The sequence below is a fragment of the Nitrincola tibetensis genome (genome assembly GCF_003284585.1).
Taxonomy (GTDB): domain Bacteria; phylum Pseudomonadota; class Gammaproteobacteria; order Pseudomonadales; family Balneatricaceae; genus Nitrincola; species Nitrincola tibetensis.
This window is the reverse complement of the sequence record NZ_QKRX01000014.1, coordinates 40,283-61,098: the sequence shown is the minus strand read 5'-3', so window position 1 is coordinate 61,098 and position 20,816 is coordinate 40,283. Positions and strand designations below refer to the sequence as shown.

Sequence of the window (20,816 nt, the reverse complement as noted above, 5' to 3'; positions counted from 1 at the left end):
CCTTTGCTATTCATCCTCATCCAGCCAGCGATATAGAGTTCTTCGACCAATACCCAGTAAAGCAGCTGCGCGACGCTTATTTCCATCCACTTCGTTGAGTACGTGGTTAATGTAACGCCGCTGCAACTCCTCTAACGTTGGCAAGACCCTTCCAGATAAAAGTTGATGCTCAATACCAACAACATGGCTTTCGTCTTGCGTGGAAACTTTGCTCGGATTTAAAAGCCGAGATGGTAAATCATCAACTTGAATATAGGCATGACTGCAAAAAGTCACTGCTCGCTCAATCACATTTTGCAACTCACGGACATTGCCTGGGAAATCATAAGACTTAATCAGAGCCAAGGCGTCTTTACTAAATCCCTGAATCGGCTTTTGCTGCGAGATAGCAAGCGTTTGCATAAAACGTGCGGCCAACGCCTCTAAGTCATCTTCTCGCTCTCGTAACGCAGGCACCGTAAGACTAAAGGTTTCTAATCGATAATACAGATCTTCTCTGAAACTGCCATCGCTGACCTTGGATAGTAAGTCTCGATGTGTCGCAGCTAACACCCTGACATCAACATGCTCTTCTGTGTCTTGGCCGACTGGACGGATAGAACCATCCTGAAGCGCTCTAAGCAACTTAGCTTGCAGGGTCAGCGGCATTTCACCAATTTCATCCAATAATAACGTACCCCCATTGGCCTCTTGCAATAGACCTTTGCGAGCCCCTTTTGCTCCGGTAAACGCACCTACAGCATGCCCAAAAAACTCACTTTCTAACAAATCCTGAGGTATCCCCGCACAGTTCACTGCTAAAAAAGGCCCTTGTGCACGGTCACTTTCAGCATGAATGGCCTTTGCAACCAGTTCTTTACCTGTTCCACTTTCACCAACAATTAAAACAGGCCCCTGCGCCCTAGCAATGACTTTTATCTGATTAAACAGATTTCGCATCACCTGACTGGAGCCAAAAATATCATGAAAACCCTTGTCTTTTGAGAGCTTTCGGTAGCGGTGCAATTCATCTTGTAGCTGTCGTGTCTGCAAGGTTTTATGGACACTCAATAAAAAGTGGTCCATATCCAGAGGTTTGGTAATAAAGTCATCTGCACCTGCCTGTAAAGCCTCAACCGCCTGCTTTACACTGCCAAAAGCCGTAATCACAATGAGACCTGGCCGCTCACTCTCGGACCAACGCTCATTGACAAACCTAACCAGATCCATTCCTTTTCCGTCAGGTAGACGCAAATCGGTAACAATCAACGAGGGAGTATCATGACTCAAAGCCTGAAGCGCATCCTGCAATCGATAATGGATTAAGGGGGTGTATCCTTGAGCATCCAACTCATCAGCAATTAATGCGGCAAGACCTTTGTCATCTTCCAATACTAAAACTGTCGCGCCGACCTGTGCTGCACTCATGAAACATCCCCTTCTACTAAAATCGGTAAGGTCATTAAAAAACGTGCACCGCCCAACGCACTCTCACTGATTTCAATGCGGCCTTGATGCTCTTTAATCACTCGGTTTACGATTGCCAAGCCTAAGCCACTGCCTTGCCCTGGAAGCTTTGTGGTAACAAAGGGATCAAATAGCTGGTTTCTCATCTCTTCATCAACCCCTTCACCCTCATCGTCAACCCAAAGTGCTAAGGTGTTACCCTCATCCAATAACTGCCATGAAACCTGTACTTGCCCTTGAGGACATGCCTGCCGCGCATTTCTCAGCAAATTAATCAGCACCTGCTCCAGCCCCAAAGGGTCACCTTGAATCGAGATATCATCGGCCTCAATCACATCAACGAGGTACCCCTCTTCTGCAACAATTGCTTGAGCGTGATGCACCCAAGAACGGACAGACAGACTCTGCTGTGAAGCACTCGAAGCGCGCCCAAAGGTTAATAATTGCTGAATGATTGATGTCATACGACCCGCTTGATGGCGAATATCTTCAAGTTCGCGCTGATCATCAGCCGACTGCGCACGTTTGAGTAAGCGCCGAGCACGACCATCCACCACGGTTAAAGGTGCGGCCAACTCATGTGCCACACCTGCCGACACTTGCCCTAATGATGCCATATTCTCACTTTGCCTGAGTCGATCAGACATTAAGGTTTGCGCTTTTCGTTGTGCGACTTCACGCTCCTCAGCGGCTTTCATTGCATCCAGCATCCCATTTAAACCATTAGCAAGCTGTCGAATTTCCGTAGGCCCCGTCAATTCTGCCCGATGAGACGCATCTCCCTGCTCGACTTTTCGCATACTGGTTAATAAACTTTCAATCGGTCGTCCCACCGCACGCTGATGCGCATAGATTAAAACGGCCAAGATTAATAGCGCAACTGCCGTAAAACCGCCCCAGGAAGCGTATTGAATCGTCACCAATGCCTGATCCATATCACTACGACGACGCGTCACCTGCAGCAAACCACTTGGCGCTCCTCCCGCGTCAAACAGGGGTAAGAAAAATGAATACACATTGCGCCCACGAATTCTTTCGTAATGTGCAAACTCCCCAACCAATGTTTTCTCTAATGCAGTAGTTGCCTGCCGCTTAGTTGGATTAACGGCACCAAAGCTAATCAGTCGATTGCCTTCCGTATCAAATAAATACGCACCGTAGACTTCAGTAATACCAAACACTGACGCTAAGCTTTCTTCAAGTTGCTCGAGGTCCTGACGCTCCAATGCTTGATTGACAGGCAGATAAATCGCCCGTGCTACCAGTTGCAGATCACGCTGCATTCTCTCTTCAATAAAAGACTCAATCACCATTTGCCCACCCGCCAAAATCACACCGAGCATTATCAACACGGGTGCAACGACTTGCAGAATCAACACTCGCTTTAAACTCGAAAACATCAGCGGAAATCGCATGAAAATACCTCCCACATACTAGGATTTTATGACACATGAGTCATAATGACACACAATTCCGGTAATTTAAAGCCTTGCCAGCCAGCCTTAAAAATCAATTAAAATAATAAAATCATTATAAATCAATATATTAATTCAATCTTTTCAAGATTGGCACGGTTATCGCTATATCTAATGTGAAATCAACAAAAGGAGTTAAATTATGAAAATTCTTAACGCTGGTCTTATAACTGCATTGTTAAGCTTTACGATGGTCCCTGCGGTATTTGCAGAGACAAGCTATCCGACAAATGAAGAACCTCATACGACCCAGCATCAAGAGTCTAATTTTACTGACGCTGACATTGAAAAATTCATTGCTGTTCAAAATGAACTGGATGGTATTCGTAACGAATACGCGGATCGTTTAGCATCTGCAGCCAATCCTGACGAAGCAGCAGAGCTCCAGCAAGAAGCTGGCAGCAAAATGGTTGAAACTGTTGAGGCAGCAGGCCTATCCGTTGAACATTACAATGCCATTGCCATGGCCGTTCAAACACAACCGGAATTACGTGACCGAGTGGAACAGTCCGTTAACTAATCAAACCTATGATCTCCTTTGAGTCATATGGGTAATTAAACGAAGGCGAGGCTCCAATCATAAAGGCTGATCGTAAGTAAACCTTTATGCATTGGGGCCGACTATGAAAGCCAATCATCTCTTCTTATTCACAAACGATTTACGAGTGGACGATCATCCGGCTCTACTCAAAGCCATAGAATCCTGCGATAGCTTAGTTTGTGTTTACTGCATTGACCCAGCACTCTTTTCATCCGGCCACTTTAGCCATCACCCCATTGGTGCACCGCGATGGCAATTTTTAAAAGAGTCGATCACTTGTCTTACAAACACCTTAAAGTCTTACGGACAACAACTTCTCATACGTTTTGAGTCTGCAAAAGACGTCATTGCTCAGCTCATTACTCAGCATGACATCACGGCTGTATTTCGCAGTTTAAATGTTGGCTGGAACGAACAAGACTATTGGCTGACACTCAAGCGGTCTTATCCGTACATAAAGTTTGAAGAGTACGAATCAAACACCCTCTGGTCACGTAACGAGTTACCTTTCTCGCTTGAAGACTTACCCGATATTTTTTCCCAATTTAGAAAACGCATTGAAACCCGTACAATTTTAGCTCCTTACGATCGACCAACTCAGCTACCGACATCACCTATCAACAAAAGTGAATGGCCGAGCCATCTTCCCTTTAGGGAAAACAACGTCTCGCAATTTAAGGGTGGAGAAGTAGCAGGCGACCACCACTTGCATCAGTATTTCGCATCTTCTGCACCCTCTGAGTATAAAGAAACACGCAATGCCCTGGACCAATGGGAATATTCAACCAAATTCTCACCTTGGTTAGCACTTGGCTGCCTTTCGGTTAAACGTATTTACGAAAGGCTTCTAACTTATGAAAAAGTGCATGGTGCTAACGATTCGACCTATTGGATTTATTTCGAACTCCTGTGGCGCGAGTATTTTCAATGGTATGCCCTTAAGCACGGTGCAAAGCTTTTCCAGTTTAAAGGGATTAAGTCACGCAAACCCCTCACAAGTTTTTATCCGCAACGTTTTAAATCATGGTGCGAGGGGACAACCGCCTTCCCACTCGTCAATGCCTGCATGAAGCAATTACGTGCAACGGGTTATATGTCCAACAGAGGCCGTCAAATTGCCGCGAGCTGCTTAATTAATGAGTTGGAAATCGACTGGCGCTATGGCGCCGACTGGTTCGAACAGCACTTGATTGACTATGACGCTGCATCAAACTGGGGGAACTGGCAATATTTGGCAGGTGTTGGAGCAGATCCGAGAGGTTTAAGGCACTTCAATATCGACAAACAAGCTCAAACTTACGACCCCCAATCCTTGTTTATTAAGCGCTGGCAAGGAGATAAACAAACTCTGCCCAGCCATTCTGTGGATGCGGCTGATTGGCCAATTCAATAACGAAATTCACTGAGATGAAAGACCCAGCACACGACTTAATAGGAAGTGTGCTGGAACAATTGCAATTCTTTATCGATCATACACTAACAATTAATAAATCTTCATTGCAATTTATCCGATAAGCATTATCATTTGCATATACTTTAACACTGAGGTTCAGTAGCCATGTATGTTTGTATTTGCAACAATGTGACTGATAGCGATATTCGCCAAGCACTCAGCGAAGGCATGTCCAGCATTAAGGATCTCAACAAGAACTTAAGCGTCGGCAATTGCTGTGGAAAATGTGTGTGCATTGCACGCGATGTCATTCGCAGCTACCAATCTGAAAGTCAATTCGATTTAGCTCAAGACGCTTCGCTTTAAGTCGAAGCGCTCCTTTTACAACATAATCTAAAGACGTCGATACCTCCAGTGCGCCCAAATATTATAGCCCGCATTGGCAATTGAGTAGACAATTGGTAGGCTTAACAATTTAGCGGGCAAAGACAAGCCTGCCAAGCGCCAGTAGTAAAGCGTTGCATCCAAGCCAATTAAGAAATTCTGGCCGGTCCAGACATGAATTTTCTTCATCATCGCCTGCTTACTCACACCGCCCCACCCCTCAAAACCCACCTCACTGATATCAATCAGAGCAATTTTTCCTAATAGCTTCGGGTTTAAATAACATATTTCCTTTTCACACAGCGGACAATTGCCATCATAAAACAGCTTGGGCATTGCATCGGTCATTAATCATCTCCTTTGCTTTTTATCCTTTACGCAGGGAGTATGTATAAAGATCTCCTCCTCATAGCTGATGCAAGGCTCTTTTAGAGATAAGGCGGAGTGCATGCACTGATGATGACACACACATCTTTACCGGGGTTTCGGAAACGATGCGGCTTTCGGCTATCGAATAAATAGGCATCACCTTCTTTTAGAATCATTTTTTGATCACCTACCGTCAACTCAATCGATCCTGAAATGACGATTCCACCTTCTTCAGACTCATGCTGAAGCATCGCCCGCCCAGTATCTGCACCGGGAGCATAGTGCTCATGCAATATTTGCAGATTATGAAAGCGCATATCACCGACCTGCCGATACTTTACTTCGCCTTGTGTAATGGGCATTAAGTCATTCGCTTTAAAAAAGACCCGACTCTCTTCAGGAGCCTCTAACGAGAAAAAATCTGTCAAAGAAATAGGTATCACCTCAAGGATCTTTTTCAAAGAGGATACGGAAGGGCTACTCTGATTGTTTTCAATCAAGGAAATCGCTGCATTCGTTACACCTGCCCGCTTGGCAAGCTCCCGTTGCGACAAACCTGCATTCTGGCGAACAAAACGAAGCTGAGCACCTAAATCAAACTCATCTTTACTACCTGGACTGCTCATTTACACCACCTATTTGATGCATTATTTTGGTTCATACAATTCCACCAAGCACCACGCTTGTGCACATTTTCCACTTGCAGAGTAGACTCAAAATATGCGATAAATAAACTTAACACATGATTCGTAATACTTATCATGTACGGAAAGAAAACTGGCACAAATCATGCTAACAAACCTGATAACTGACAGTTTCTTTCCTAATAAAAACAGGAAATACAATTATAATACCCACTCTTCCATGTGGAGTGTTATTTTTCGTCCTCGCTGTCAATAATAATTAACAAGTTGGCCTTAACCAACACAGTAGGAGAAGAATATGCAACTAACGACGGAAATGGAACCTTTGGTTCGTTTCTCAGGCGTACAGAAAACCTATGATGGCGAGCATCTAGTTGTCAAAGATCTAAACCTGAACATAAAGAAAGGCGAGTTTGTTACCTTACTTGGCCCTTCTGGCTCAGGAAAAACGACTTGCCTAATGATGCTTGCAGGATTTGAAACACCCACCAGTGGTGACATTTTTCTGGGCCAAGAAAGATTAAACACCTTACCTCCGCACAAACGCAACATCGGCATGGTTTTCCAAAACTATGCATTATTTCCCCACATGTCGGTAGAAGAAAATCTACTCTACCCACTGAAAACTCGTAAAATCTCCAAAGCAATTGCCAAAGAAAAGGTCGACAAAATTCTAACCACGATCAAACTCAAAGAGTTTGCACACCGTCGCCCTTCTCAGTTATCGGGTGGCCAGCAACAGCGTGTTGCGCTTGCACGTGCGCTAGTATTTGAGCCGCAACTGGTGCTAATGGACGAACCTCTGGGAGCTCTTGACAAACAACTCAGAGAGCACATGCAGTTAGAAATTAAACATCTGCATCAGCAATTAGGCTTAACGGTTGTCTTTGTTACTCACGACCAATCAGAAGCCCTGACCATGTCGGACCGTGTTGCGGTATTTAACGATGGCGTGATTCAACAAATCGACACGCCAAACAATCTCTATGAATACCCTGCAAACTCCTTTGTTGCCCAGTTTATCGGCGAGAACAATACGCTTCCTGGCAAAATTCAATCGAAAGAGCAAGATACTTGCCAAGTCAGCTTTGGTGATGGTTTTACAACCCGTGCACTTGCTGGGAACAACCTCAAAAGCGGAGACAAAACGCAACTCTCGATTCGCCCAGAGCGTGTCAGGTTGAACTCAGGGCATATGAACTTAGAGAACCAGTTTAACGCCACCCTGCATGAGTTTATTTATTTAGGGGATCACTTGCGACTTCGATGCGAATTGGCAGGCAACGATCAATTTTATGTAAAAGTTCCTGTCAATGAGCTTTGTCCAAACTTGAAAGCGGGTGATCGCATTCAACTCGGATGGAGTGATCAGGATGTGCGCGCGTTAGATTACCAGTAAGTCACTCACTGTTAGATGCACTATTTAATTGTATGGAGAGTCAAATGAACATGAAAAACACCCTGCTTAACACACGTAAAACAGCCCTGGTGACAGGCCTTGCTATAGCAACCGCATCTCTCGCACTTAGCGCTCAAGCCATGACGGTTATTTCGTTTGGTGGCTCCTCAGGGGAGGCTATGCAAAAAGCTTATTACGCGCCATTTGTAGAGAAAACTGGAAAAACCTTAACCCCTGGTGATTATAACGGTGAGTTTGCGCGAATTCGCGCCATGGTCGAAACCGGCAATGTTGGCTGGGATGTGGTTGAAGTTGAATCGCCTGAACTGGTGCGCGGTTGCTTTGAAGGTCTGTTTCAACCCATCGACTGGGCCAAACTAGGCATTGAAGATCAATTAATCCCTGAAGCCGTCACTGAGTGTGGTGTTGGTAGTTTCGTATGGTCAACGGTTTTAGCCTACGACGCCGACCGCCTGGAAGGCACACCGCTAAGCTGGGCGGACTTCTGGGACATTGAAACCTTTCCTGGAAAACGCGGCTTGCGCAGAGGGGCTAAGTACACGCTTGAGTTTGCACTGATGGCCGATGGCGTTTCCAGCACTGATGTGTACGATGTGCTTGCCACCGAAGAAGGTGTAGCGCGTGCATTTGCTAAACTGGATGAAATCAAAGAACACATTCAATGGTGGGAAGCCGGTGCCCAGCCTCCTCAATGGCTGGTTGCAGGTGATGTCGTGATGTCGTCTTCTTATAACGGCCGTATTGCGGCTGCGCAAGAAGAAGGACGCAACCTTGCCATTACTTGGAATGAAAGTCTCTACGACTTGGACTACTGGACCATTATCGAAGGCTCAACTCAAGTCGAAGATGCGTACGAATTTATCCGTTTTGCGAGCCAAGCGGACACTCAAGCCGTTTACTCAAGCAACATTCCTTACGGCCCAGTAAATCCTGCTGCCATTGGTGCACTATCTGAAGCACAAGCTAAGCGTATGCCAACTCACGCAGAAAATCTCATAGGTGCTATCGCGGTTAACACGGATTTTTGGGTTGATTTTGGTGAAGAGCTAGAGCAACGCTTTAATTCTTGGGCAACTCGCTAATCGTCTTAGCCACTGACCTGCTCTGTAACCAGAGCAGGTTCTTAAAACGCTTACTGTATCTACTGACGTGATTAAACAGGTCTGCAGCAGACCGGAGGACCGAATGACAAGTGCACTTGCAATGTCTCAACCCGCAATCTCAGAGAAAGTGCCGGGTTTAAAAGCACAACTAAGACGTGCTGAACGCTTGCGTAAATTAAAAGCAATTGCGCTCGTTGCCCCTTTGGCTATTTTTCTTATGATTGCCTTCGTCATCCCCATTAGCAACATGCTGTGGCGCAGTGTCGATAACAGCGAAGTCATGCAGGTGATGCCAGAAACCGCTCGTTTACTTACGGAATGGGATGGAAAAGACCTTCCATCGGAAGCTGTATTTAGTTTGTTCGCTCAAGAACTTCGTGATTCTAGAACAGGCGGTGGTTTAGGCCGTATTGGACGGCGCCTCAACTACGAAGATCCAACTTTTAGAACTCTGCTAACACAAACGCTTCGTGTTTTACCGGCAACGACGGAGACAACTTGGTCAGAGACTTTACAAAGTATTCATCCACGCTGGAGCGAAACTGAAACTTGGTTAGCCCTGCAACGTGCAGCTCCTGCCACCACCGATCGCTATTTGTTAGCCGCCCTCGACTTAAAACGTGGAAGCGATGGCAACATCGAACGTATCGAGGAGAACCAACGTGTCTACCAACAAGTGTTTGTGCGCACCTTGGTTATTGCTGGTGGTGTGACACTGATCTGTTTACTGATGGGCTTTCCATTGGCCTATCTATTGGCAACACTGCCGACCAGTCAAAGCAACATTCTGATGATCTTTGTCCTACTGCCTTTCTGGACATCCTTATTGGTCAGAACGGCCGCTTGGATCGTGTTGCTGCAGTCCGGTGGATTGGTCAACACAACCCTCATGACGCTTGGGCTGATTGAGTCACCTTTGCAACTCGTATTCAACCGGATTGGCGTATTCTTTGCGATGGTCCATATCTTATTGCCCTTTATGATTTTACCCCTGTACAGTGTGATGAAAGGCATATCGCCTGTTTATCAACGTGCTGCTACATCACTGGGAGCACATCCTTTTGCCGCCTTCTGGCAAATCTATGTTCCTCAAACACTATCAGGGGTTGCGGCGGGTACCATTCTCGTCTTTATCATGGCGATTGGTTATTACATTACCCCAGCATTAGTCGGCGGCCCATCAGACCAGATGGTCAGTTACTTTGTTGCCTATTACACCAATACCACCAATAACTGGGGAATGGCAGCTGCACTGGGTACCTTCTTACTGATTGCCACCCTACTTCTGTATCTGGTTTACCACAAACTGGTCAATCAAAAGCAATTAATCAGGAACTAATACGATGAGCTTACAACCTTATTCATCTCCGATTGAACGCATCTGGTACTGGACATTCAGAGGATTCTGCGCACTGGTATTATTATTTTTAATGATTCCGGTATTGGTCATCATCCCTCTATCCTTCAGTAGTGGTAGTTTTCTCACCTACCCCTTACCTGGCTTTTCATTGCATTGGTACAAAACCATTTTCAGTGCAGGGCCTTGGCTGGACTCGTTAAAAAACAGCTTGATTGTTGCGCCTTTGGCAACCCTACTTGCGATGGCATTTGGCACTCTGGCAGCAGTTGGCTTGAATAAAGCCGACTTTCCCGGCAAGAGCTTTATCTTAGCCTTATTAATTTCACCCATGATTGTACCTTTGGTCATCGTTGCTGTTGGCATGTACTTCTTTTTTGCTCAAATCGGCTTACTCAACAGTTATGCAGGTTTAGTGCTGGCCCATGCGGTCTTGGGTGTGCCTTTTGTGGTGATAACGGTAAACGCAACCTTACAAGGATTTGACTACAATCAAGTAAGAGCAGGTGCGAGTTTGGGAGCGCACCCCCTTCGGGTCTTTTTTACGATTGTTCTTCCTCAAATTATTCCAGGGGTGGCATCCGGTGGACTGTTTGCCTTTGCAACCTCATTTGATGAAGTTGTTGTGGCCTTGTTCATTGCAAGCCCCACTGAGCGCACCCTTCCAATGCAAATGTTTTCCGGTATTCGAGAGAATATCAGCCCCGCAATCGCAGCCATGGCCACCATCATGATTATCTTGTCGGTGCTATTGCTGTTGGTCATGGAAATGCTGCGTCGTCGTAGCGAAAAAATGCGTATCAATCGATAACCACTCGATTCATGGCCTTTATTATAATTTGGAGTGCACCATGCAATTAAGCGATTCCGCCTTGTTTAAACAAAAGGCATATATCAATGGGCAATGGGTAAATGCCGATGACCAACGTCATTACGACATTTATAACCCAGCGACTCAAGAACAACTGGGCCAAGTCCCTGCTATGACGGGTTTAGAAACACAACGCGCAATTGAAGCTGCAGAGGCAGCCTTGCCCGCTTGGAGTGCGTTAACCGCAAAAGAGCGCGCCGTTATCCTTCGTCGTTGGTTCGATCTTATCATGGCACACCAGGACGACCTTGGCCGAATCATGACCCTGGAACAAGGCAAGCCTTTAGCCGAAGCCAAAGGTGAAATTGCCTATGCAGCTTCCTTTATTGAATGGTTTGCTGAAGAAGCCAAACGCGTATACGGCGAAACAATTCCTGGGCATCAAAGTGATAAGCGGATTGTCGTTATTCGTCAACCTGTTGGCGTTACGGCCGCCATCACCCCCTGGAACTTCCCATCAGCGATGATTACCCGCAAAGCGGCTCCTGCTTTGGCCGCTGGATGTACGATGGTGCTCAAGCCTGCGCCAGACACCCCTTTCTCGGCCTTGGCACTGGCCGAACTCGCACATCAAGCTGGGATTCCGCCTGGCGTCTTTAATATTGTCACCGCGAACATCGATGATTCAATCGGGGTTGGAAAGGTTCTTTGCGATAGTCCAATTGTGCGCAAACTGTCCTTTACTGGTTCGACGGGTGTGGGCATCAAGCTGATGCAACAATGTGCTCCAACTCTAAAAAAACTGTCATTAGAGCTTGGCGGCAATGCACCTTTTATTGTCTTTGAAGATGCCGATCTAGATGCCGCTGTTCAAGGTGCGATGATTTCAAAATACCGCAATGCGGGCCAAACCTGTGTGTGTGCGAATCGCATTTACGTACAAGAGAGCGTTTACGAAGCCTTTGCAGAAAAATTGGCAACGGCCGTGCAATCATTGAAAGTCGGCAACGGTCTTGATGAGGGTGTAACAACAGGACCACTCATTGATGAAAAAGCCGTCCAAAAAGTTGAACAACACTTAAAAGACGCGCTCGACAAGGGGGGCAAGCTCATTACAGGTGGCAAACGTCACACCCTAGGTGGAACTTTCTTTGAACCCACGTTAATTGCGAATGCGACGAAAGACATGCTCGTTGCCCGTGAAGAAACCTTCGGCCCCTTAGCACCCTTATTCCGTTTTAAGGATGAGCAGGATGTCATTGAGCTTGCCAACGACACCGAATACGGATTGGCCGCGTATTTCTATGCACAAAACCTGAGCCGTGTTTGGCGCGTGGCTGAAGCACTGGAATACGGCATGATCGGAATTAATACTGGGGTTATCTCTACTGAGGTCGCCCCCTTTGGTGGAGTGAAATCCTCCGGTTTAGGCCGTGAAGGTTCACGCCACGGAATCGAAGAATACCTCGAAATGAAATATCTCTGCATCAATATCTAATTTAGTCTCTGGAGAAAGAAATGAGTCAAACGAACGCAGCGTTAATCGAGCGTAAGAATCAAGCAGTTGCCAGAGGTGTAGGCCTTGCGCACCCACATTTTATTGAGTCTGCTAAAAATGCAACTCTGATAGATGTCGAAGGTCGCGAGTTTATCGACTTTGCAGGCGGAATCGCGGTTTTAAATACAGGCCACTTACACCCAAGCGTGATTGCGGCAGTTACTGAACAACTCGAAAAACTCACCCATACCTGCTTTATGGTGTTGGGTTATGAACCTTACGTTGAAGTATGTGAAAAAATCAATGCACTGGCTCCTGGCGAGTATGAGAAGAAAAGTGCGCTGTTTACAACAGGTGCAGAAGCGGTCGAAAATGCCATCAAAATCGCGCGTGCCCATACGGGCCGTACAGGTGTGATTGCATTTGGTGCCGGTTACCATGGGCGCACCATGGCAACACTTGCACTCACGGGCAAAGTCGCGCCTTATAGTAGCGGAATGGGCTTAATGCCAGGCGATGTATATCGCGCGTTGTTCCCCTGCGAAATGCACGGCGTTAGTGTTGAAGACGCATTGGCGTCTATACATCGTATCTTTAAGTTTGATGCTGAACCTTGCAACATTGCTGCAATCATATTGGAACCTGTTCAGGGTGAAGGTGGGTTCTACGTTGCACCTAAGGCCTTCATGAAAGCCTTGCGCGACCTATGCGATGAGCATGGCATCGTGCTAATTGCCGATGAAGTGCAAACTGGCGCCGGTAGAACAGGCACCTTCTTTGCGATGGAGCAAATGGGTGTCAGTGCCGATATCACCACCTTCGCAAAATCGATTGCGGGCGGCTTCCCACTTTCAGGTATCGTTGGCAAAGCCTCAATCATGGATAAGATTAATCCAGGTGGTCTTGGTGGAACCTACGGTGGTAGCCCCATTGCCTGCGCAGCCGCCTTAGGGGTTCTCAAAGCCTTCGAAGAAGAAAAGCTGTTGGATCGCTCGAATCAACTCGGCCAAATGCTAACGGAATCTCTAAATCAGTTGTCCGTAGACTTCCCAGTCATTGCAGAAGTCCGTGGTTTAGGTGCCATGATTGCAATGGAATTAATGAAAGAAGGGAAACCTGCACCTGAGCTAACCGCCGCATTGGTTGCAAAAGCGCGTGAAAAAGGCTTAATTCTGATTTCTTGCGGGCTCTACGGTAACGTAATTCGTATTTTAGTCCCTCTGACGATTCCGGATGCTCAATTGCAAGAAGGAATCCAAATCATTAAACAATGCTTCACTGAACTGTTGTAATCTTGCCTTGACCAGTGGGAAACGACTTCCCACTGGTCTTTTCCTTTTTCAATCCAGTACTTTACCTTTTATTGCGCTAAGTCAAGCCTGTAACCCTCGGGTCTAAGGTGCTTCTTTGTTCCGTATTCTCTATAATACTAAAGAGTCATTTACACTGAGCAGGAGCTATTTTTCATGACAACTAAGCAATTTCCAACGCTTAAAGAAATGGGATTTGATGACGTTTCAGAAATCGAACGTTTTTCATCTCGAATCGAAGGCGATACTGATATTCTTAAAATCTACTTTCACCGTGAGCAAGGTGACTGGTTTGGACGCAGTAAAAAATTCAAATTTAAGCGCCTAAACAAACGTATTCGAGTCAATGAGGGGCAAATTGCCTATCGGGACACAACTGAATCATCGCCCTACTTTTTAAGGGCAATGCAAGAGCTGGAGCAGCTAGTCTCCCAAGCCAACTCGACAAAAGACCGTAAAGAACTGATTCTTGAGGAGATTGATCATCTTGAAAAAGTAGTTCAGCGTAAAATCGCCGATCTACGCAAGCAGATCGAAGAACTTTAGTCAGACGGATCAGGCGTCGCTTTACTCCTTGTTTAAGCTACGCCTGATGATGTATGTCTCTCCTGCGATTCGCCTCATTTTCGTTAATGAGGCAAGTTACGCAATGATCTTCGCTTCTTTAAATTCCGCTAGCTCTAAGTCACTCAACCCCAACAAGTCTTGCAAAACTTGAGAGGTATGCTCTCCTAGCAAGGGCGGAGGCAGCTTGGCATTTAACGCCTCATGATTAAAACGAATAGGGTTACTCACCAGATCCACTTGCCCATCAACCGGGTGTGGCAGGGTAATTTTTAAGTGGCGATGCTGCACTTGCGGATCCGCAAACACACGATCAAGCGTGTTGATTGGCCCACAGGGAACCCCCACGACCTCTAGTTCCGCCAACCAAGTGTCGGTGGTCTGCTTAAGCATCTCACGCTTGATTAGCTCAACCAAAATCTGACGATTCTCCACCCTTAGTGCATTGGTTTTGAACCTAGGGTCGTCAATCCAATTGTCACATTTAGCCACTTCACAGAAACGCTTGAATTGCGCATCGTTGCCGACAGCTAAAATAATAAACCCATCCGACGTAGGAAAGGCTTGGTAAGGGACAATATTGGGATGAGCGTTCCCTAAGCGTTGTGGCACTTGATGTGACGTTAGGTAATTCAAGGCCTGATTCGCCAAGACCCCCACCTGAACATCCAATAAAGCCAAATCAATATAGGCTCCCTCACACGTTCGGCTTTTTTGCAACAGGGCCGCCATAATCGCATTCGCAGCATACATACCGGTGAATATATCGGTAATGGCAACGCCAACTTTTACAGGGCCACCACCTAACTCGGTATCGGGCTGCCCCGTTAGACTCATCAAACCACCCAACCCTTGAATCATGAAGTCGTAACCAGCACGATGCGCATAAGGCCCATCCTGACCAAATCCTGTGATGGAGCAATAGATGATATCGCTTTTAATGGCTTTTAAACTGTCATAATCCAAATGGTATTTTTTCAAACCACCGACTTTAAAATTTTCAAGCACAACATCACATTGCTTGACCAACTCATGAATTAAGGCTTGCCCTTGTGCTTGCGCAATATCAATTGTAACGGACTGTTTACCACGATTTGCGGCCAGATAATACGCCGCTTCTTTTGACTCAGGCAACCAAGGAGGCCCCCAACGACGGGTATCATCCCCCTCGCCTGGACGCTCTATCTTGATCACCTCAGCCCCTAAATCCGCCAATTGCTGACTGCACCATGGACCTGCCAAAATTCGAGACAAATCGAGAATTCGATAGCCTTTCAAGGGTTGTGCGGACATAACTCACCTCTTTGCTCAAGCAGAATCAGAAAAAGGCTTGTAGACCCGTTTGCGCGCGACCAAGTATCAGGGCATGCACGTCATGCGTTCCTTCATAAGTGTTAACCGTTTCTAGATTGACCATATGGCGCATGACTCCATACTCTTCCGAAATACCGTTACCGCCATGCATATCACGAGCGACGCGTGCAATATCCAGCGCCTTGCCACAGTTATTGCGCTTGATCAACGACACCATTTCTGGCGCCCAGTTACCTTGATCCATTAAACGCCCTACTTGCAGCGCCGCCTGTAAACCTAAGGTGATCTCCGTTTGCATATTGGCCAATTTAAGCTGTACCAACTGCGTTTGCGCCAAAGGACGACCAAATTGTTTGCGATCTAAGGTGTACTGACGCGCCGCATGCCAACAATACTCTGCGGCCCCTAAAACGCCCCAAGCAATACCAAAGCGTGCTTTATTCAAGCAACCAAAAGGACCGGACAGACCGCTCACACCTGGCAGTAAGTTTTCCTCAGGAACAAACGCATTGTCTAAAACAATTTCTCCTGTGATGGATGCACGCAGGGATAGTTTTCCGTTAATTTTTGGCGTTGAAAAACCAGGCGTACCGCGCTCCACGATAAACCCTTTAATTTTGCCATCATGGGCATCGGACTTGGCCCAAACAATCGCCAAATCTGCAATGGGACTATTGGTAATCCACATTTTCTGACCTGTCAGCAGATACCCCCCATCGGTTTTACGGGCACGGGTAATCATAGAGCCAGGGTCTGAACCATGATCCGGTTCAGTCAAACCAAAACAACCAATCAGCTCTGCTGTCGCCAATTTTGGCAAGTACTTTTGCTTCTGCGCCTCGGTACCATAGGCCTCAATGGGGTACATCACCAACGAAGACTGAACACTCATCGCCGAACGATACCCAGAGTCAACACGCTCAACTTCACGTGCGATCAAACCGTATGCGACATGGCCTACACCTGCGCCACCATAGGCTTCATCGACCGTTGGACCAAGCAGCCCCATTTCACCCATTTCTTTCATAATCTCCGCATCAAACCGCTCTTCTCGTGCAGCCGAAATGACTCGAGGCTGAAGTTTTTCACTGCAGTAAGCTTTGGCGGCATCGCGTATTTGTCGCTCGTCTTCTGTTAATTGCTGCTCAAGTAATAAAGCATCATCCCACTGAAAAGATGTCATGGAAAACCTCTTGTTTGGCTCAACGTTGTTAGTTAAAAAACATTTGTTATATTTATTATAATAAATAGGATAAATCAAGTTTTTTCTATCTCTTCGCGAAAAGAGTCATGCTCAATATCGCGTCGCCATAAAAACGCACTGTTCGAAACCTTTGCCAAGCGTTAATATAGTCTAGACATTAAAATCGATAGTGCTTAATAAGTCTTTACAATCACCTCAGCTCAACGAGAAACACTCTAAATGGATACTCAGTTTTCAGGCATCAACTCAACGAAGCGTGTAAAACGTGCAGACCAAATTGTTGAATCGGTAAAACGCTGGGTCGTTGTAGAGGGGATTCAGGCTGGCGATAAACTGCCCAATGAAAAAGCACTCATGGAGTTGTTCGAATGCTCAAAAGGAACCGTGCGTGAGGCATTAAAATCGCTCGAAGTTCAAGGACTGATCACCGTCAAAACAGGCCCGAATGGTGGTGCCATCTTAGCTGAAGTTCCGTATGAGCTTGCGTCTGACATGTTGCGTAATTTTTTCCACTTTCAGCATCCAACAGGCCCAGACATCTACCAACTTCGCAAACTCGTTGAGCCTGAAATTGCAGTACTGGCAAGTGTCCACCTCAACGCAACTGACCTAGATGAACTGTCCAGATTAACTGAACTCTGCGCCGAACCTGCACAGGATATCGAGCAGCGTTTACAACAACGCATCGCTGAACTGGATTTTCACAATCATCTTGCTGATCGCTGCGGCAACCCATTGCTGCGATTTGTGGGGCGCTTTTTGAATGATCTGATTAAGGATTTAGTCATTTTTAAAAAAGTACAGCTGCCCGAGCAACGTGAGTTTTCTAAAGCAAACCTTGAATATCACCGCAAACTGCTATGCGCATTTAAAACTCAAGACACCGTAAAAGTACACCAGTTGATGGCTGAACATATGCGAAGTGCCGAAGCCTTTAACATTGAACTGGAAGCCCAACTCAGCCAAGGTTTCTTAACTCGCCAAGATTAAGCTGTGTGCTTACGTAAAAATTTCACGGCTCTCAAAAAAAACCACAAACACTATTGCAAACGATAATAATTTGCATTACATTAAAACCTCATTGACAGGTTGAACTCGTGCCCTCATCGCACATAAGTTCAAAGTGCTTATTCAGCACGTTAGGGCCGAAGCGGTTATCGCTTCGGCTTCTTTTTTTGGCTTTTATGCATCAAGACTTGCAATAATCACACTAGTCTCTAAAGTCTTACTCATGAAACTACCTGATCGATTAAAGTCATTTTTAACACCACCGCCGCACCCAAGCATGGTGAAACCCCCTCATGATTCGGATGCGAAGTTACCGACCTTATGGTTATTGGGAAAAACGGGAGCCGGTAAGTCCTCTCTCGTGCGCACGCTTACAGGGGAAAATCAGATTCAAATAGGCCAAGGTTTTAAACCCTGTACTCAGCATGCGCATACTTATGCATTCCCTACGGCCAGCCCCTTGTTCAGGTTTTTAGACACTCGAGGGCTCGGCGAGGCAACTTACGATGCAGCAGAGGACATAGCGGCGTGCCAAACCTCAAGCCATGCTGTGCTCCTACTGATGCGCGGTGACGATCCTGAACAAAGTGCCCTATGCAACGCGTTACAACAGATTCGCGATCATTCCAAATTAAAGCATTTACTTTGCGTTCATACCCACAGTGCAGGAGTATCTTCGTGTTCAGCCCTGAATCAGGAAAACATTGAAAGGCTGTGGGGGCAACCAATCCCTCAAGTGCATGTGGATTTCAACGAGGAACAACCACTGGGCATCGCTTCCTTAAAACTTGCCATTGCCGAGTTTTTACCCTCGGTCACTGAAGCCTTACACAATCAGAGTCATAAAGAGGCAGAAGCTCAGATTTTTGCAGATCATCGCAAAGAGATTTTACGGTTTGCTGGAGTTGCCGCAGCAACCGACTGCATTCCCGTATTAGGCGCAATCACTGTTCCTATGATTCAAAGCAAAATGCTGCAAGGACTGGCTGCGCGTTACAACCAGCCTTGGTCTCGCCAACAGTTAACTCAATTGCTTGCAGCCCTTGGCGTCAGTATCAGCATTCACTATGCATCTCAACTGGGCATTCGCCAATTATTGAAATTGATACCTGTGTATGGGCAATCCGTCGGGGCAATCAGTGCCGCCGCTCTGAGCTTTGCCTCAACCTATGCGCTCGGACGCGTTGCTTGCCAATACTGGTTTAATCAGCAGAAAGGGCTCACCTCATCTCCTGTTACGCTACAGGAAACTTACTGGCGAGCATTGAACGAAATCCGAGAGGTCGCAACGCGTGAAACCTCAAAATAAACCCAATGCCTCAGAGAAGTCCTCTAAGACATCAACACTCACCACTCAAAAAATTGAACGCATATTAAGCTACCTACCTTGGTTAGCCAGCCTCTTTGCTATCCCGATTCTATGCTTGTCATTCGTTGGCCTATACCATATTTGGCAAGCGGGATGGGGTCTATACTTTATGGGGCTTATCTTGCTTTGCAGTTGCTTGCTAGCCCTCCCCTTAGTTTATTTACGTTACTCCAATAAACAATCCAAAACACAGCCAGAGCAAGAAACCCTTGCAGTTGACACTGGTGATTGGGTGAGTCCTCAACAGGATTGGTCAGAATTTGATTTGGCGTGTTGGAACAAGCTTAACCTAACGCTAGAGGACTGTTTACAGCAAGATGCCAGTTGGGGACGCTTAAGGGAGCACGCAATTGTCCTTCTCACTGAGAGTGCTCAGGCCTATCGTGGTCAACATCATCGAAGTGTCACTAAAATCACTCTTTTAGAACTTTTGACCTTAACCGAAGTGGTCAGTCGTCGATATCGACGTTTACTGAAAGAACACCTTCCGTATGCTGAAAAAATTGATATCGCATCACTGCAGTTGATTTATGAAAATAGAGATCGACATCAACCCATCCTTAAGCTCTGGAATGTCTGGCGAGTTGTTCGTTTAGCCACACCCACAGGGTGGCTAGCAGAAGCGCGTGCTCAACTGTATGATTATTTTTTTCAAGAGGTTAAAGCGGATCTCCAGCATCGCCTTAAACAGGCTTTTTTGCAGGAGGTGGCACGTGTGTCGATAGATCTTTACAGTGGCCGCTACCAAAATGATCTTGAAAATACACCGATGGCTCAAGACAAAATTCCTCTATCCCTTGAACCAAACCCGTTGAAAATAGCCTGTGTTGGACAGATTAATGCTGGAAAATCGACACTCGTCAATGCGCTATGCCGTGAGCTTGTGACCGAGGTATCCCCCTTACCCTCAACATCATCTGTAAACCGATTTGTTTGTCGACTTGAGACGGTCGAAACCCTTCACCTGATTGACTTACCTGGGCTAAATGGCGATGCCAAACAACTGAATGAAACGCTTGATATCCTCATGGAGTCTGATGTGGTTTTGTGGGTTTTCAAAGCTGACCAACCGGCACGAGCTCTGGATTTAAATGCATATCGAGCATGGCAAGCACGCTACGAGCTCTCAAGCAACCGTACACGCAAAAAACCACCCGTACTGGGCGTTCTAACACAGGTGGATCGTCTCCAGCCAGTTCGGGAATGGGCCCCTCCCTATCCTCAAGCATCCTCTGCATCACCTGCGGCTCAAGAAAAATGGGCCCATATAATAGATGCCCAAACGTATCTGCAAGAGCTGTTTCCCATTAAGGAGATGGTGTGCATTGCTTTACCCGAGAACAAGCCTGTCTTTAATTTAGAAACACTTGAAGCTCTCATCAATGAATATTACTCAGAAGGACTTATGACTCAGCTCAATCGTCACCGCTTGAGCCCTTTGCAGGCCACCAGTATAAAAGATGAATTCAAGCGTGCTTACCGGATAGGTCAATCTCTCTTTCGGCAGTATGTGGCAACTTCAAATAGCCCTAACAAGACAAAATGATAGAATTAAATGACTTCGTCTAGCTCAATCCATTACGAAGTGGCACACTTAACCCCCCCA

At 46.3% G+C, this 20,816-nt stretch carries 19 protein-coding genes; 13 read left to right on the top strand and 6 right to left on the bottom strand.

The window, feature by feature from the left end; translation table 11 throughout:
* Positions 1–6: 6 nt before the first annotated feature.
* Together DN062_RS15565 and DN062_RS15560 are read right to left on the bottom strand one after the other, a co-directional pair.
* Positions 7–1,407: a sigma-54-dependent transcriptional regulator gene (locus DN062_RS15565; RefSeq protein ID WP_112160227.1), complete on the bottom strand. Its 1,401-nt coding sequence runs from the start codon at positions 1,405–1,407 to the stop codon at positions 7–9.
* A complete protein-coding gene (locus DN062_RS15560) occupies positions 1,404–2,861 on the bottom strand; it encodes a sensor histidine kinase (RefSeq protein WP_112160226.1) in 1,458 nt (485 codons plus the stop codon). The genes DN062_RS15565 and DN062_RS15560 overlap by 4 nt, the downstream gene beginning before the upstream one ends.
* Positions 2,862–3,063: 202 nt before the next feature.
* Between DN062_RS15560 and DN062_RS15555 the strand changes: the two genes are divergently transcribed.
* From DN062_RS15555 to DN062_RS15545, 3 genes are all read left to right on the top strand, one after another.
* Complete coding sequence (locus DN062_RS15555) at positions 3,064–3,441, top strand: DUF4168 domain-containing protein (RefSeq protein WP_112160225.1); 378 nt, start codon at positions 3,064–3,066, stop codon at positions 3,439–3,441.
* Positions 3,442–3,544: 103 nt separating this feature from the next.
* Positions 3,545–4,855, top strand: coding sequence for a DASH family cryptochrome (locus DN062_RS15550; RefSeq protein WP_112160224.1), 1,311 nt, complete (start codon positions 3,545–3,547; stop codon positions 4,853–4,855).
* Between the two features lie 165 nt (positions 4,856–5,020).
* The gene (locus tag DN062_RS15545) at positions 5,021–5,221 is read left to right on the top strand and encodes a (2Fe-2S)-binding protein (RefSeq protein WP_112160223.1); all 201 of its coding nucleotides are present in this window, start codon (positions 5,021–5,023) and stop codon (positions 5,219–5,221) included.
* 27 nt (positions 5,222–5,248) lie between these two features.
* On the opposite strand, the gene DN062_RS15540 is transcribed toward DN062_RS15545, so the two are convergent.
* Together DN062_RS15540 and DN062_RS15535 are read right to left on the bottom strand one after the other, a co-directional pair.
* The gene (locus tag DN062_RS15540; RefSeq protein ID WP_112160222.1) at positions 5,249–5,587 is read right to left on the bottom strand and encodes a thiol-disulfide oxidoreductase DCC family protein; all 339 of its coding nucleotides are present in this window, start codon (positions 5,585–5,587) and stop codon (positions 5,249–5,251) included.
* Between the two features lie 80 nt (positions 5,588–5,667).
* Complete coding sequence (locus tag DN062_RS15535; RefSeq protein WP_112160221.1) at positions 5,668–6,234, bottom strand: cupin domain-containing protein; 567 nt, start codon at positions 6,232–6,234, stop codon at positions 5,668–5,670.
* Between the two features lie 316 nt (positions 6,235–6,550).
* Here DN062_RS15535 and DN062_RS15530 point away from each other — a divergent pair, with 316 nt between their 5' ends.
* From DN062_RS15530 to DN062_RS15500, 7 genes are all read left to right on the top strand, one after another.
* Positions 6,551–7,651 carry an ABC transporter ATP-binding protein gene (locus tag DN062_RS15530; protein ID WP_112160220.1) on the top strand — a complete coding sequence of 367 codons (1,101 nt, stop codon included), beginning with the start codon at positions 6,551–6,553 and terminating at the stop codon, positions 7,649–7,651.
* Positions 7,652–7,695: 44 nt separating this feature from the next.
* Complete coding sequence (locus DN062_RS15525) at positions 7,696–8,754, top strand: ABC transporter substrate-binding protein (protein ID WP_205126753.1); 1,059 nt, start codon at positions 7,696–7,698, stop codon at positions 8,752–8,754.
* A gap of 103 nt (positions 8,755–8,857) precedes the next feature.
* Positions 8,858–10,114 (top strand): ABC transporter permease, encoded by a 1,257-nt coding sequence (locus DN062_RS15520; protein ID WP_112160219.1) that lies wholly within the window; start codon positions 8,858–8,860, stop codon positions 10,112–10,114.
* Positions 10,115–10,118: 4 nt separating this feature from the next.
* A complete protein-coding gene (locus tag DN062_RS15515; protein ID WP_112160218.1) occupies positions 10,119–10,943 on the top strand; it encodes an ABC transporter permease in 825 nt (274 codons plus the stop codon).
* A 40-nt stretch (positions 10,944–10,983) separates the two neighbouring features.
* Positions 10,984–12,441, top strand: coding sequence for an NADP-dependent succinate-semialdehyde dehydrogenase (gene gabD / locus DN062_RS15510; protein ID WP_112160217.1), 1,458 nt, complete (start codon positions 10,984–10,986; stop codon positions 12,439–12,441).
* A 20-nt stretch (positions 12,442–12,461) separates the two neighbouring features.
* On the top strand, positions 12,462–13,733 hold the full coding sequence (gene gabT / locus DN062_RS15505) for a 4-aminobutyrate--2-oxoglutarate transaminase (protein WP_112160216.1): 1,272 nt from the start codon (positions 12,462–12,464) through the stop codon (positions 13,731–13,733).
* Between the two features lie 174 nt (positions 13,734–13,907).
* Complete coding sequence (locus tag DN062_RS15500) at positions 13,908–14,297, top strand: DUF3461 family protein (protein WP_112160215.1); 390 nt, start codon at positions 13,908–13,910, stop codon at positions 14,295–14,297.
* 96 nt (positions 14,298–14,393) lie between these two features.
* Here the strand turns inward: DN062_RS15500 and DN062_RS15495 are convergent, their stop codons facing one another.
* Together DN062_RS15495 and DN062_RS15490 are read right to left on the bottom strand one after the other, a co-directional pair.
* Entirely contained in the window at positions 14,394–15,608 is a 1,215-nt protein-coding gene (locus DN062_RS15495) for a CaiB/BaiF CoA transferase family protein (protein WP_112160214.1), read from the bottom strand.
* A gap of 25 nt (positions 15,609–15,633) precedes the next feature.
* Entirely contained in the window at positions 15,634–16,812 is a 1,179-nt protein-coding gene (locus DN062_RS15490; RefSeq protein WP_112160213.1) for an acyl-CoA dehydrogenase, read from the bottom strand.
* Positions 16,813–17,052: 240 nt separating this feature from the next.
* Between DN062_RS15490 and DN062_RS15485 the strand changes: the two genes are divergently transcribed.
* The 3 genes from DN062_RS15485 (at position 17,053) to DN062_RS15475 (ending at position 20,756) form a co-directional block, all read left to right on the top strand.
* On the top strand, positions 17,053–17,823 hold the full coding sequence (locus DN062_RS15485) for a FadR/GntR family transcriptional regulator (protein WP_112160212.1): 771 nt from the start codon (positions 17,053–17,055) through the stop codon (positions 17,821–17,823).
* A 241-nt stretch (positions 17,824–18,064) separates the two neighbouring features.
* Positions 18,065–19,150, top strand: coding sequence for a YcjF family protein (locus tag DN062_RS15480; protein ID WP_133256769.1), 1,086 nt, complete (start codon positions 18,065–18,067; stop codon positions 19,148–19,150).
* Positions 19,134–20,756: a GTPase family protein gene (locus tag DN062_RS15475; protein ID WP_112160210.1), complete on the top strand. Its 1,623-nt coding sequence runs from the start codon at positions 19,134–19,136 to the stop codon at positions 20,754–20,756. Before DN062_RS15480 ends, DN062_RS15475 begins: the two co-directional genes overlap by 17 nt.
* Positions 20,757–20,816: the final 60 nt, after the last annotated feature.